Raw genomic sequence first — 12,412 nt, forward strand, 5'->3', positions numbered from 1 at the left:
TGTGTCGGTCGGCGCGGTCGGCTCACTTGTTTGATTTCGGCTCTCGTCGTGGCAAACACCGAGTCAACTGCCAGTTTCCCGCGCACAGTCCACAATACACCGCGTGGGACTGTGAAACTGCCGATTCACACGAAAGACAGACGATGACGGCGCTGTATCCCCGCCCTGAAAGACGGGGTTTTAGCGCCTGCAATTCAGATAAATAACTGTTTTCGAGCCGACGGGCGACTCGAGCCGGTTACTGCTCGGCCGGTCGCACTTTGAACCCGTAGCGAGTGACGCCCTCCTGCGTGTAGACCCGGCGGATCGTCGTCTCGATGCGATCACCGACTCCGAACGCGTCGGGGTCAGCGTCGGTACCCATCGCCGGGGCACTGACGGTTTCGTCGCCGCCATCGGTCTCGAGCGCGACGATCGCGGCCGCGTAGTCGCCCGACTGGGCCTGCTGTTCGGCGAACTCCGGCGGTGCGCCGCCCTGGGAGATGGTCGTAACGGCCTCGATGGTCCCCTCGCCAGCAAGTTCGATGGGGTCGTACTCGGCGAGCGCCCCGCAGTCGTCACACGCGCCCTCCGGCGGGAACGACAGCGCACCGCACTCCGAACAGCGGCCGGCCTCGAGCCGGTAGCGCTGGGGGAGATCGACCGAATCGGCCGGGACCCCGACGACCCGCTGTTCGTTCGCAACGCCACCGCCGACGTTCCGGACCGGGTCGCCGAGGCGCTCCCGCTTTCCGACGCCGTCCCCGTCGAGACCGTCGACGAGTTCAACGCCCTCGCCGAGCGCGAGTACGTCCCCGCCTTCGAGCGACTGGCCGCCGAGATCGAGGCCACGGAGGTGGCCGTCGTCGAGTCCTACAGCGACATCGCGCTCCCGCTCGACTCCCTCGAGCCGGCGTCGATCGCGGCCGTCGCGGCCGTCGAGCCGGGCCGTGCCCGGATCTATCCGGGTGAACGCTACTGTCGCGCCTGCGAGGTCGCCAGTTCCAGTCCCAGGGACGGTGCCGTCGAGAAACGCGTCCCCGACGTTCTCGAGTATCTCGATCCCCTCGAGCGGGTTCGACTGCCGGCGCTCGGGGGCGACGAACGGGACGATTCCGCACGGATCGCTCGCGCGTATGCGGACGCGTACGACGCACTGCTGGACGCCGCCGGGCGGGCGTAGCTCGCAAAAAACGCCCGCAGGTCAGGACTGTCGGGCCATCCGCCCCGAGAGTTCGACGTGATCGTACGGATCCGTCGTCACGCTCGGGCCGTGGCCGGTGTGCATCTCTGCAAGGTCGGGATCGATCCGCTCGCGGACCCGATCGATGCTCTCGACCAGCGTCCCACGGTCGCCCTCCTCGAGGTCGGTGCGGCCGAAGCTCCCGTTCTGGAAGATCAGGTCGCCGGCGAAGAGGACGCCGGCCGATTCCGAGTAGAAACAGAGGTGGTCGTTCTTGTGGCCGGGCGTATGCAGTGCGACGTACTCGTGGTCGCCCAACCGGACCGTCTCCTCGTCGGCGATGGCGTGATCGACGCCGTCGATCGACGGGTCGAAACCCCATGCGTCGACGCCGAAGGCGTCTTTGACCGCCGCGAGGTTCCCGACGTGGTCGCGGTGAGTGTGAGTGAGGATCACCGCCTCGAGGTCGTCGACGTGGTTACGAGCGGCCGCGACGACGTCGAAGTTCGCACCGGTATCGATGACGACGGGTCGGTCGCCGTCGACGAGGAAGACGTTGCTGGTAAACACCTGGACGCCCTGCGCGAGATTGGCAATCATAGCCAGCGGTACGCGGCCGATCGGTTTGTGGGTATCGACACGCAGCCGTGGCGTCCGACACGACAGGTACGCCGAGCGTACCGACCGAACTGTCGACCCCATCGGTTCGGTAGCGATATTCACAAGCATTTTTAGCTCCGGCACGTAGTGGAAGACGAATGAATCGGCCGGGATCCGTCGGACTCGTCGTCCTTCTCGTTCTCTCGTCCGTCCTCGCCGTCGGCACAACGGCATCGCTGGCGGCCGGCGGGCCGGGCGACGCCGTCTCGACGACGCCGGTCGAGCCACAGACTGGGGCCGCGATCGCACCTCAAGACTCACGGGGATTGCTCAGACAGGAGACGCGGGAGTTCGACAATACGACGTTCGAGATCCGCGTCCACGAGAACGGCAGCGCGACCTGGACGTTCCGTTACGAACAGCGGTTTACCGACGACGAGAACGCGACCAGAACCCGGGAGAACTTCGAGGCCTTCGCCGAGGAGTTCCGGGCGAACGAAACGGGCCTCTACGATCGGTTTACCAACCAGTCACGCGAACTGACCCGGGCTGGCATGCAGGAATCCGGCCGGGAGATGGAAGCGACGAACTTCCGGCGATCGGTACGGGTCGAAGACCAGTTCACGCCGACCGGGGTCGTCGAGATGTCGTTTACGTGGACGAACTTCGCCGACGTTCAGGACGACCGGATCGTCGTCGGGGACGTCTTCGACGGGGTTCCGCTCTCCGCGGATCAGGCGATCGTCATCGAAGCCGCCGGCGATCTGACCTTCCGGTCGATCGAACCCGATGACGCCCAGTACGCCGGCGGCTCGCTCACGGACGCGGAGTCGGTTCGCTGGAGCGGCAAACGGGAGTTCATCGACGGCCGGCCGCGGGTCGTGTTCGACCGTCCCGATTCGGCCGCCATCGGCGACGGCAACGCGGGGCTGCTCGGCGGGAACCTCGTTCCGATCCTCGTCGGTGTCCTGCTGCTCGTCGTCGGCGTCGTGGCCGCCGTCTGGTACCGACGATACGGCCCGATCAGCGGCGGAAAATCGGCGTCTGACGACGACGAACCGACGCCTCCTGCCGGAGGGGCGGCCGCCGGTGCCGGCTCGACCGCTGATCCGGCCACCGACGCCGCGGACGACTCCGAGTCGATCCCCAACGAGGAGTTACTGACCGACGAGGACCGCGTCGTCAAACTCATCCGCGAGAACGGCGGCCGAATGAAACAGGTCAACATCGTCGAGGACACCGGCTGGTCGAAGTCCAAAGTGAGCATGCTGCTCTCCGACATGGAAGAGGAAGGCACGATCAGCAAACTCCGCGTCGGCCGCGAGAACATCATCAGCCTCGAGGGGTTCGAACCCGAGGCGACCAAGTCGCCGTTCGAAGAGTAGCTCGATCGACAAATACCTGCGTGAGAGCGTTCAACACCCCCGGGACGAAACGGAATGCTTAAACGTCAGACGGCGCTACGATGGAATGCACTCGCGACGCGTCGGGACACGACGCAGCGCGCTCCGATGGTGTAGTCCGGCCAATCATATTGCCCTCTCACGGCAATGACCAGGGTTCGAATCCCTGTCGGAGCATTTCTCTCACTCCGAATCGACCAGTGATATTTGGAGGCGGACTCCAGTTTTGATCCCGTTACCGACGCGACTGCGACGGGAGACGAGTCGATGACAGCCAAAGCGAACGCTGTCGGAACTACGATCGTCCCTGTAGCAAGCCGTCGTTCACGACGAGCGGGTCCTCGAAGTCACCGACCAGCGCCTCGAGGGCGTCGGTCGCCGTCAGGAGTCCGACGACGGTCCCGTCGGCCTCGACGAGCGCGAGTTCCTGCTGTGCTGCCTGTAGTTCGTCGATCGCGTCGCTGACGTGCATATCGGCGGGCAGTGTCATCGGCGGCGTCGCGATGTCGGCGAAGGACACGTCACCGTTTCGCAGGTCGTCGATTCGGTCGACGACCGTCGGGGCGTAGACGATCCCGACGAACGACTCCGGACTCTCCTCGATCAGTGGAAACCGGGTGTGGGGACTCGAGCCGATCCGATCGACGTTCTCCGCAGTGGAGGCCGTCGTCGAGAGGAACGTGACGTCCTCGACGGACGTCATCTCGTCCTCGACCGGCCGATCGCCGACCGTCAGGGCGTTGATGATCTCCTCGCGTCGGTCGTCGGGGACGTCGCCCCGCTCGAGGACCGACGCGAGTCGGTTCCGGAGTTCGGCACGCGTTTCGATGATCTCCGTCTCGGTCTCGAGCCACGCACCGGTCATCTCGATCCCGAACCGGTGTAGCGTCCACTTCGCGACGGCGTCTCCGAACCAGATCACGGGCGAGAGGAGTTTTGCGAACCAGTACAGCGGGGTGGCCCCATACCTCGCGACGAACTTCGTTCGCTCGACGCCGAGATAGGTCGGCGTCTGCTCGCCGTGAGTGAGATGAAGGAGATTGATGATGACGAACGCGAGGACGGCACCCGCGCCTGCGGAGGCGAGTGCGGTGTTCTCGAAGACGGGACGGATGATCGTCGCGAGGGCCGGTTCGGCGACGATACCGACGGCGATGCTCGTCCCGCTGATGCCCACCTGACAGCTGGTCAGGTAGATCTCGAGTTCGTTGGTCATTTCCCACGCACGCCGCAGCCCCGGTTCGTCGAACTCCGACTCGGGGTACTGTCGGACACGAGTGAGCGCGAACTCGATCGCGACGAAGAAGGCGTTCGCCAGAATGAGGGCGATGCCAGCGATCAACCGTCCGCCGATTTCGATCGGCTCCATGAACTGACGATTCGTCGAGAGTTCATATAAAAACACTTCTACTTTCCGGCAGGCTGGAACGTCGGTATCTACCGGCGGCACTGCCAGTACACTGTCACTTCGATCGGTGGCCGGCCGTCCTCGTTCGACCGACGGGCGTCGGTCCCGAGGAGAGCTGTCGACCGATTCAGTCGCGAACGACGATGACTGGCACCGGTGATCGGCGGACCACCTTTTCCGCGACGCTGCCGAGCATGATACGCGACATTCGCTCGCGGCCGTGGCTTCCGATAACGACCGTCTCGTAGTCGTCCACCGTCGCCAGCTCGACGATCTCCTGGTCGGGTTTCCCCGTCGCGATTTCGGTATCGATATCGTGGCCGTGGTCTGCGGCGATATCGACTGCTTCGTCGAGGATATCGCGCCCGTCATCGCGGCCGCGTTCGACGGCCGGAACCCGATCCTCGGGGTCCTGAAACGCCGTCCAGTACCCGTCCGGAACCGGAACGACGTACAGGGCGGTGACGTCCGCATCCGGGAACTTCTCGAGCGCGTACTCGAGTGCGTCTTTCGCCGGCGCTGACCCGTCGTAGGGAACGAGGAGTCGGTCACTCATACCGGCCGCTACGACGACCGTCGGTATAATACCGGCACCGTGTTCGAACCGCCGGCCGATCGGCCGGCGACAGCGACCCGTCGGCCGGACTCGCCGACTGTCTCCGGTTGACGGGGTCGGCAGGGGGACATCCGGCGTCCCGGTTATCGCTCTCAGGTGGCGTTCATCGGAACACAAAACACCGGCAACTCGGCGTTCCGGACGACGTTTTCGGTCACGCTCCCGAGGAAGTGGCGCTCGAGGCCCGAGCGGCCGTGTGTCCCCATCGTGATGAGATCGATATCGTTGCCGTCGGCGTAATCCAGGATGACTCTCGCCGGCGGCCCCGTCGCGACGGTTCCCGTGAGGGTGCAGCCGCGCTCGCGCGCTCGTTCGCGGACCGACTCGAGGGCGTCCTCCCCGGGGCGCTCGAGTTCGGACAGGACCTCACTGGGCGCTCGCCGTGGCGAGAACCGCCTCGTGTCGACCGAGTAGACCGCGTGGGTCATCGCGTCGAAGGCCGCCGCGAGCGCCAGTCCCCAGTCGACGGCGACCGCCGCACCGTCGCTCCCGTCCGTCGGCAGGAGGACGTTCCGGACGGTGTCCTCGGTAAGCGGCTCGTCACTTGCCGCCGGCGGCACGACGAGTATCGGGGCCCCGACGGTCCGGAGGACGTTTTCGGTCACGCTTCCGAGAACGACTCGTCTGACACCCGTTCGTCCCTTCGTTCCCATCGCGACGGCGTCGATATCGTGTTCGTCGACGTAGCGATCGATGACCCGAAAGGGCGTCCCCTGCTCGGTCGCCGTCGTGACCTCGAGGTCCGGCCGCCGGTCGCGGACCATCGACGAGACGGACGCGACGGCCGACTCGGCGTCGGCCTCGAGCGCGGCCCGTTGTTCGTCCAGATCCGACTCGAGAACGGACGCGACGCCCTCAATCGCGGAGGTGTCGACGGCCGAGAGGACGTGGACGGTCGCGTCGGCCATCGCGGCGAGATCGACGCCCCGTTTCGCCCCCGCGAGCGCACCGTCGCTGCCGTCGGTCGGCAGGAGGACCGAATCGATCGCATCGGTTGTCGGTGACATGGCGAAAGACTTCGGTTCCTCGGTGATTAATGGTGTGGGTACGGGGCCCGGCTGACGGTCACTCGACGAGTAACACCGGGACCGTCGCCGCCTCGGAGACGCGTTTCGAGACGCTCCCGCGAACGAGATGGTCGAGTTCCCGATGGCGACCGATAACGATCAGGTCGATATCATGGTCGGCGGCGTAGTCGAGGATCGCGCGATGGCGAAGGCCATGTGTCACGTCACCCGTGACCCGATCGACACCGGCGGCCGTCGCCCGATCACGGACGTATTCGACCGCCTGTCTGCCGACGTCCTCGAGATCGCTAAAGTCGATGCCGGGAGCGATCGCAGCGGAGTTGACCACGTACAGCGTGTGCAGCGTCGCGTCGTGTTCGGCAGCGAGCGCGATCGCTTCGTCGATCGCCCGTTCGGTCTCCTCGCGCCCGTCGGTCGGAACGAGAATTCGGTCGTACATACCGTCTCCTTGGTCGACGTGATCATTAATCGCTGGGCTCGGTGACGACGTTCGGACGACGGGCTCGCCTCCCGCCTCGAGTCGGCCGGCGATCACTCGCGTTCGGGTTGTGGCCCGCCGCCGGTCTGGGCCTCTTCGGCGTCGCCCCAGCCGCCAGCGTCGACGACGTCGAACAGTTCCGCCCAGTTCTCGTCCGACTGGTCCTCGGGAAGTTGGTCGCGAAGTTCACGGAAGTCGGACGCCGGCACCTGCGTCCGGACGAGATCGACGATGACGCGGGCGTGGTAGGCGGCCTCGGACTCGTCCGTTCTCTCGATGTCGCTTACCCGCGAGACGAACTCCCGCCAGTCGAACCGCTGGCCGTGTTCGTCGACTGCCCCGGTCAGGTACCAGTCGATTTCCATCGGCAGCGAGGCCGCGAGGTCCGCGGCCGCGCCCTCGGGAAGCCGTTGGCCGAGCGTCACGAGCGTGGCCCTGATCGCGCGGACGGTCTCGCCGGTACCGGGTAGCTCGAGTCGGTGCTGGACGTCGCCGGTGAACTCGTCGAAGTTCATAGGTTCGGTGATCGCACATCGCTCGGCAGCATAAACCCACCACGTCGAGTCGATCCGTCGAAGGCCGCCGATCGGACTCTCACACCGGGTATCGCGATCGCTACGTCGACTCCGTGTCCCGGTAGAAGTCGGGATGGGGGTCGAGGGCCTCGAGCGCTGGCGGTGTCGGCTGGCGAACGATGAAGACGTCGTACGCTTCATCGGCGGCGACGTGAACGCCGACGCTCGTCAACGGCGTGACGACGCGGCCGACGTTGTCGCTGCCGAGGAACACGACGCTCGGATCGTGGTTCCGTATCAGTCGCTCGATGTGGCCGGCCAGTTGGGCCTCGGGCGGAAACTCGCGGATCCGTTCGCACTCGAACGCCGCCGACGGTGCGAGCGTCCGCACTCGTTCGCGAAGGCGGTCGACGACCGCATCGACGTCGTACGGTTCGTCCTCGTCGATCCAGCCTTTCTCCCGTGCGTATCCTTTTCGCTCCGGGACGACAGCGACGGCCGCGACCCCCTCCTCGAGGGCGGCGTCGTACTCGACGGCTCTGACGAGCGCGGCTTCCGCGAGTTCCGATCCGTCAAACGGGACGACAAAGGTCATACGGTCCGTCTCGACGCCGCGGCCAATAACTCCGAGGGTAATCGCCGCCCATCCGGACGCCCGCCGCGCGCTCGTGTTTCGCGTGCTTTTCCGTCCGCGGCTGGGCCGTGGCCCCCTCGAGCGGACATCACGATCCACCCCGACCCGGCTCGGCTCACTGTCCGTCGTCCGTCCCGAACGTCTTCGCGGACGTGTATTTTCGAGTCAGGTCGAAAGGAGTACCGAGAGACTCGATGAGCGAGCAACTCGCCGCCAGCACCGTCAGACCGCCGTCGTTTCGCGAATTGGGGCTCGAGGAGATCGCCGATTCCCTCGAGGTTCACCGTGAGGAGACTGACCCACCGGCAACGCCACAATACGACTGTCCGGACCTGCGGGACCTGCTGCTCGTCGCGGAACGCCAGCCAGGGTCGGTAGCAGTGATCGATACCACGCGTCACGAGCGGCTCGGTCGCATCGAGAACGTGGGGAGAGCGCCCCATTCGATCGTCTTCCACCGGTCTCTGGCCGAAAACGACCCCGGAGCGTCCGCGTACGTCCAGTCCCGGCAAGGGTGGGTGAGCAAGCTCGATCTCGCCAGCGGCGACCTCGTTCGCCGCGTCCGGGCCGGCACCTCCGGGCGGGCCATCGCGATCTCCGCGGACTCGAACTACCTCCTCGCGGGGTACTACAACCCCAACCACGCGGTCGTCCTCGATGCCGAGACGCTCGAGCCGCTGCATCGGCTCCCGGCCCACGCGGTCGATCCGGACGGTCAGTCGATCGCCTCGCGGATCTGTACCGTCCGGGACGTGCCGGGCGAGCGCTGCTTTCTGGTCGTCCTGAAAGACGCCGGCAGGGCCTGGTTCGTCGACTACGACGATCCCTCGTTCCCGATCGTCGACGAGGTCGCCGTCGGCCGGACCCTCCACGACGCCGTCTACGGCCCCGACGAGCGGTACTGCTACCTCGCCTCGCAGGGAGACGAGTGCCTGTACGTCCTCGACGTCCGGGAGCGGGCGGTCGTCGACCGGGTACCGACGGCCGGCCCGCCGCATCCGACCCCCGGCGCGATCGACGAGTCCCGCGGGCTCGGCTTTACGGGGACCGTGATGAGCGACGCGGTCACGGCGTGGGACCTCGAGAGCCGCGAACCGGTCGCCGACATCGAGGTCCCCGGCCACGGCATGTTCTGCAACTCCCACCCCGACAGCGACTACGTCTGGGGCGACGTGATCTTCGACGACACGGATCGGGACAACGAGGGCGTCATCTACGCGATCGATCCCGACGACCTGCGCGTCTCGACGGTCATCGACACGACCGAGTGGGCCCCCGGCCGGTCGCTGCATCCCGAGTTCACCCGCGACGGCGAGGCGGTCTACGTCAGCTGCTGGGACGCGGGGAAACTGTTGGTCTTCGACAGTTCGACGGGAGCGTTGACCGCCGAAATCGACGGGCTCGAGACCCCGACCGGGACCTTCCTCGGTAACCGGGCCACGGAGCCCTGACCCCGGCCTCGTCGCACCGCCAGCTCACTCGAGCCGCGACAGCGCCACGTCCTTCGCAGTGTCGTCCGCGGTCGGTTCCGTCTCGCGGACCTCGATCTCGCGTACCCACTTGATACTCTCCCAGCAGTCGGCCGCCTCGCCGGTGGGGACGAGCCGCGCCGGCCCGCCGTGTTCGACCGGGAGCGCGTCGCCGTCGAGCGCCACGGCCAGCACCGCCTCGGAGAGCCGCCCGAGGGGGAACGCGCAGGCGTAGCCCTCGTCCATCCCGTCGACGAGCGCGTACGCGCTCCCGTCGGTCGGCTCGACCCGCTCGAGCAGTCGGGCGACCCGAACCCCGCGCCACGATAGCCCCTCGGCAACCCACCCCTCGGCGCAGGCAAAGTCGTCCGTATTGGTCTCGAGCGGAAGGTCGGTGAGGTCCTCGAGCGCGAAGTCGATCGGGTGCCGGACCGCGCCGGTCACCGACAGCCGCCACTCGTCGGGCTCGACGCTCTCGGGCACGTCGAACTGCCTGAGATCGGCCATACCGACGGAACGGCGGCGAATCGGATAAGAGACGATCCGAACGGGTTCGGGCCGAAATCGACCCGCGGTCGCCGCGGGGGATCAGGGCCGCCAGCCGACGAACGCCTCCTCGGTCGCGACGTCGAACGCGTCGAGTACCCGGGCCGTCGCGACGTAGTGGGCCGCGAGCATGGCGACGCCGACGACGGTCTCGACGCCGTAGTACTCGCCGAGTCGGTCGTGGTCCCCGTCGCGGGGATCGCCGAGGGCGACGCTACGGGCGTAGGTGACCAGCGCCGCGTCGCGGTCCGAAAGCGCCGCGAGGTCGCCCTCGCTGATGGCGGTGATCTCTGCGTCCGTCACGCCGGCCTCGCGGCCCAGCCGAACGTGTTGGTGCCACTCGTACTCGTGTTCGAGGGCGCGCGCGGCCGCCAGGATGACCACCTCGCGCTCGCGGGCCGGCAGGACGTCCCAGAGCCGCGTCGAGTAGCGCATGTACCACTGGAGCAGCTCCGGGGCGTTGGCCATCGCCTGAAAGATGTGGGCGTCGCCCACGTCGTTCTCGGTGAACAGATAGCGGTACTCCTCGGGGAGGTCGTCGGCCTCGAGCAGCGGCACCCGGGCCATCCTCACTCCTCCGCGTCGCCCGGCCGGCGGGCGATCATGCCCAGCCCGATCCAGGAGATGACCACGTCGCCGTCCTGGTTGATCCCCTCGAGTTTACTGTCGACGTAGCCGCGGGTCGGATCGCTCTCGGAGACCCGCTTGTCGACGATTTCGGTCCGGACAGAGAGCGTATCCCCGGGTTTGACCGGCTGTTTCCACCGGAGTTCGTCGACGCCGCGAGCGCCCATGCTGGCGCGGTCCTGGATCGGCCCGTCGACGAGCATCCGCATACACATCGCGGCGGTATGCCAGCCCGAGGCGACCAGTTCGCCGAACGCGGACTCTTCGGCGGCCTCTTCGTCCGTGTGGAACGGCTGCGGGTCGTACTGCTCGGCGAACTCGAGTACCTCCTCTTTGGTCACGTGGTACTCGCCGAACTCCCGGGTCTCCCCGACCTCGATGTCCTCGTAGTAGCGCATGACCGTGTGGTGTGGTACGTATCGGCAAGTAGCTGTGGGCTGAGGCAGGCGACGGTGTGTGGTCGTCCGGAACTCGAACGTCAGTCGGTCGGCTGCTCGAGGTCGGTCCCGGTCTCGAGGGGCCGTTCGGCCCGCGTCCGGACGTGAAGCAGGATCGCACAGGCCGCGGCGAGCAATCCCGCAGCGGCCGCGATGGCGAACGCGACCCGGTAGCCCAACTCGGTGTAGACCCGCGTCCCGTTGACGGTGTCGCCGGTCCAGTAGGCATCCAGTGCGGCCCCGAGGACGACCGGGAAGACGGCCGCGCCGATCCAGCCCATCGTGTTGACGATGCCGATCACGGTCCCGCTGGCTCCCTCCGGGTGGCGCTCTTTGATGACGGTAAAGGCGAGCGGCACGCCGCCGCGCAGGACGCGAGAGAAGAGGAAGATCGCGCCGACGAGCAACAGGGGGACGGTCCCGAAGGCGGCGAAGACCGCCCAGGTCAGCCCGAACACGACCGTCGAGAAGACGATGAGGCCGGTTCGCTGCCCCCACCGGTCCGAGAGCCAGCCGAAGGCCGTCGGCCCGATCATGCCGCCGACGTTGCCCACCAGCAGGTAGACCGACGCCTCCGTCACGGAGATCCCGTGGGTCTGGACGAGATAGGGGATCCCCCACAGACCGAAGATCGTGATCCCGATGCCGGTCATGAAAAAGAGCATGATCCCCAACAGCCACGTCTCGGGCTCGCGAACCGCGTCCGAGACGTACCGCTTGAGCGTCGCGGCGTCGGTCACGTCCGGTCGGTCCGGCACGTCGTCGATCGGCTCGAGGCCGGCGTCGGCCGGCGAGTCGTGGGAGACGAGGAGGATGCCGACCGCGGCCGCGAGGCCGGCCACGCCGAGGCCGACCATCGACCCCCGCCAGCCGAGCCGCGAAATGGCGATCGCGAGCGGCGTCGTCGCCGCGAGGCCGCCCAGAATGCCGACGCTGAAGGTCGCGCCGGTCATCGTGCCGAACTCGTCGGGTCGGAACCAGTTCGCACAGAACCGCAGCGCCGCGACGAAGAGGACGCTGGCCCCCAGCCCGACCAGCACGCGGCCGCCGAACGCGACCGAATAGGTCGACGCCAGCCCGAACGCGACCGCGCCGGCGCTCATCACGGCGGTCCCCGTTGCGGCGATCGCCCGCGCACCGTATCGGTCCGTCAACAGCCCCGCGGGCACCTGAAACGCCGCGTACAGGTAGAAAAACGAGGAATGCAGCAGTCCGAGGCTCGTCGCCGTCGTGTCGAACGCACGCATCAGTTCCCCCGAGAGGACCGCGGTCGACGACCGGTGGAGGCTAACGAGGAAGAACGACGCCACGAGCAGTCCCCAGCCGATCCAGCGCCGTCGATACGGGTTCGAGAGCAGTCTCACTGTTTGGGGTATGGTATCATATACATTAAAGCTACGTTCGGCGGTCGGTCGGCGGCGTCACTCGAGGCGACTCGAGCGTCGATCGCCGGCCGGTCGTCGACTGCTGGCCGGTCGCGTCAGTCGCA

At 66.9% G+C, this 12,412-nt stretch carries 14 protein-coding genes, 1 tRNA gene and 1 pseudogene; 4 read left to right on the forward strand and 12 right to left on the reverse strand.

The window, feature by feature from the left end; all coding sequences use genetic code 11:
• Positions 1-238: 238 nt before the first annotated feature.
• Entirely contained in the window at positions 239-364 is a 126-nt protein-coding gene (locus ACSBP4_RS14870) for a hypothetical protein (RefSeq protein ID WP_435552653.1), read from the reverse strand.
• A gap of 273 nt (positions 365-637) precedes the next feature.
• Here ACSBP4_RS14870 and ACSBP4_RS14875 point away from each other — a divergent pair.
• Positions 638-1,162, forward strand: a pseudogene (locus tag ACSBP4_RS14875) (ATPase); the annotation flags it as partial.
• Between the two features lie 21 nt (positions 1,163-1,183).
• Here the strand turns inward: ACSBP4_RS14875 and ACSBP4_RS14880 are convergent.
• Positions 1,184-1,762: an MBL fold metallo-hydrolase gene (locus ACSBP4_RS14880; RefSeq protein WP_049966690.1), complete on the reverse strand. Its 579-nt coding sequence runs from the start codon at positions 1,760-1,762 to the stop codon at positions 1,184-1,186.
• Positions 1,763-1,920: 158 nt separating this feature from the next.
• Between ACSBP4_RS14880 and ACSBP4_RS14885 the strand changes: the two genes are divergently transcribed.
• On the forward strand, positions 1,921-3,147 hold the full coding sequence (locus tag ACSBP4_RS14885; protein WP_435552654.1) for a helix-turn-helix transcriptional regulator: 1,227 nt from the start codon (positions 1,921-1,923) through the stop codon (positions 3,145-3,147).
• Between the two features lie 120 nt (positions 3,148-3,267).
• Positions 3,268-3,342 (forward strand) — tRNA-Glu (locus ACSBP4_RS14890).
• A 118-nt stretch (positions 3,343-3,460) separates the two neighbouring features.
• Here ACSBP4_RS14890 and ACSBP4_RS14895 read toward each other — a convergent pair.
• From ACSBP4_RS14895 to ACSBP4_RS14920, 6 genes are all read right to left on the reverse strand, one after another.
• Positions 3,461-4,534: a CNNM domain-containing protein gene (locus tag ACSBP4_RS14895; RefSeq protein WP_006650736.1), complete on the reverse strand. Its 1,074-nt coding sequence runs from the start codon at positions 4,532-4,534 to the stop codon at positions 3,461-3,463.
• A 166-nt stretch (positions 4,535-4,700) separates the two neighbouring features.
• A complete protein-coding gene (locus tag ACSBP4_RS14900; protein ID WP_435552655.1) occupies positions 4,701-5,129 on the reverse strand; it encodes a universal stress protein in 429 nt (142 codons plus the stop codon).
• A 152-nt stretch (positions 5,130-5,281) separates the two neighbouring features.
• Positions 5,282-6,196, reverse strand: a complete 915-nt coding sequence (locus ACSBP4_RS14905) for a universal stress protein (protein ID WP_435552656.1) — start codon at positions 6,194-6,196, stop codon at positions 5,282-5,284.
• 58 nt (positions 6,197-6,254) lie between these two features.
• Positions 6,255-6,656: a universal stress protein gene (locus ACSBP4_RS14910; RefSeq protein ID WP_049966925.1), complete on the reverse strand. Its 402-nt coding sequence runs from the start codon at positions 6,654-6,656 to the stop codon at positions 6,255-6,257.
• 92 nt (positions 6,657-6,748) lie between these two features.
• Positions 6,749-7,210, reverse strand: a complete 462-nt coding sequence (locus tag ACSBP4_RS14915; protein WP_049966694.1) for a DUF2267 domain-containing protein — start codon at positions 7,208-7,210, stop codon at positions 6,749-6,751.
• A 100-nt stretch (positions 7,211-7,310) separates the two neighbouring features.
• A complete protein-coding gene (locus ACSBP4_RS14920; protein ID WP_049966695.1) occupies positions 7,311-7,805 on the reverse strand; it encodes a universal stress protein in 495 nt (164 codons plus the stop codon).
• Between the two features lie 233 nt (positions 7,806-8,038).
• Here ACSBP4_RS14920 and ACSBP4_RS14925 point away from each other — a divergent pair, with 233 nt between their 5' ends.
• Entirely contained in the window at positions 8,039-9,295 is a 1,257-nt protein-coding gene (locus ACSBP4_RS14925; RefSeq protein WP_435552657.1) for a cytochrome D1 domain-containing protein, read from the forward strand.
• A gap of 24 nt (positions 9,296-9,319) precedes the next feature.
• On the opposite strand, the gene ACSBP4_RS14930 is transcribed toward ACSBP4_RS14925, so the two are convergent.
• The 4 genes from ACSBP4_RS14930 to ACSBP4_RS14945 form a co-directional block, all read right to left on the reverse strand.
• Positions 9,320-9,820: a molybdopterin-dependent oxidoreductase gene (locus ACSBP4_RS14930; protein ID WP_435552658.1), complete on the reverse strand. Its 501-nt coding sequence runs from the start codon at positions 9,818-9,820 to the stop codon at positions 9,320-9,322.
• Positions 9,821-9,901: 81 nt separating this feature from the next.
• Positions 9,902-10,426, reverse strand: coding sequence for a carboxymuconolactone decarboxylase family protein (locus tag ACSBP4_RS14935; RefSeq protein WP_049966698.1), 525 nt, complete (start codon positions 10,424-10,426; stop codon positions 9,902-9,904).
• Between the two features lie 2 nt (positions 10,427-10,428).
• Positions 10,429-10,884, reverse strand: a complete 456-nt coding sequence (locus ACSBP4_RS14940) for a MaoC family dehydratase (protein ID WP_435552659.1) — start codon at positions 10,882-10,884, stop codon at positions 10,429-10,431.
• A gap of 80 nt (positions 10,885-10,964) precedes the next feature.
• The gene (locus tag ACSBP4_RS14945; RefSeq protein WP_435552660.1) at positions 10,965-12,287 is read right to left on the reverse strand and encodes an MFS transporter; all 1,323 of its coding nucleotides are present in this window, start codon (positions 12,285-12,287) and stop codon (positions 10,965-10,967) included.
• Positions 12,288-12,412: the final 125 nt, after the last annotated feature.

This window comes from Natrinema sp. CGMCC1.2065 (genome assembly GCF_051225675.1).
Classification (GTDB): domain Archaea; phylum Halobacteriota; class Halobacteria; order Halobacteriales; family Natrialbaceae; genus Natrinema; species Natrinema thermotolerans.

What these genes read in the sequence shown, in the direction of transcription:
- ACSBP4_RS14870 (WP_435552653.1), bottom strand. Translation starts at nt 364, where the DNA reads ATGGGTACCGACGCTGACCCCGACGCGTTCGGAGTCGGTGATCGCATC.
- ACSBP4_RS14880 (WP_049966690.1), bottom strand. Translation starts at nt 1,762, where the DNA reads ATGATTGCCAATCTCGCGCAGGGCGTCCAGGTGTTTACCAGCAACGTC.
- ACSBP4_RS14885 (WP_435552654.1), top strand. Translation starts at nt 1,921, where the DNA reads ATGAATCGGCCGGGATCCGTCGGACTCGTCGTCCTTCTCGTTCTCTCG.
- ACSBP4_RS14895 (WP_006650736.1), bottom strand. Translation starts at nt 4,534, where the DNA reads ATGGAGCCGATCGAAATCGGCGGACGGTTGATCGCTGGCATCGCCCTC.
- ACSBP4_RS14900 (WP_435552655.1), bottom strand. Translation starts at nt 5,129, where the DNA reads ATGAGTGACCGACTCCTCGTTCCCTACGACGGGTCAGCGCCGGCGAAA.
- ACSBP4_RS14905 (WP_435552656.1), bottom strand. Translation starts at nt 6,196, where the DNA reads ATGTCACCGACAACCGATGCGATCGATTCGGTCCTCCTGCCGACCGAC.
- ACSBP4_RS14910 (WP_049966925.1), bottom strand. Translation starts at nt 6,656, where the DNA reads ATGTACGACCGAATTCTCGTTCCGACCGACGGGCGCGAGGAGACCGAA.
- ACSBP4_RS14915 (WP_049966694.1), bottom strand. Translation starts at nt 7,210, where the DNA reads ATGAACTTCGACGAGTTCACCGGCGACGTCCAGCACCGACTCGAGCTA.
- ACSBP4_RS14920 (WP_049966695.1), bottom strand. Translation starts at nt 7,805, where the DNA reads ATGACCTTTGTCGTCCCGTTTGACGGATCGGAACTCGCGGAAGCCGCG.
- ACSBP4_RS14925 (WP_435552657.1), top strand. Translation starts at nt 8,039, where the DNA reads ATGAGCGAGCAACTCGCCGCCAGCACCGTCAGACCGCCGTCGTTTCGC.
- ACSBP4_RS14930 (WP_435552658.1), bottom strand. Translation starts at nt 9,820, where the DNA reads ATGGCCGATCTCAGGCAGTTCGACGTGCCCGAGAGCGTCGAGCCCGAC.
- ACSBP4_RS14935 (WP_049966698.1), bottom strand. Translation starts at nt 10,426, where the DNA reads ATGGCCCGGGTGCCGCTGCTCGAGGCCGACGACCTCCCCGAGGAGTAC.
- ACSBP4_RS14940 (WP_435552659.1), bottom strand. Translation starts at nt 10,884, where the DNA reads ATGCGCTACTACGAGGACATCGAGGTCGGGGAGACCCGGGAGTTCGGC.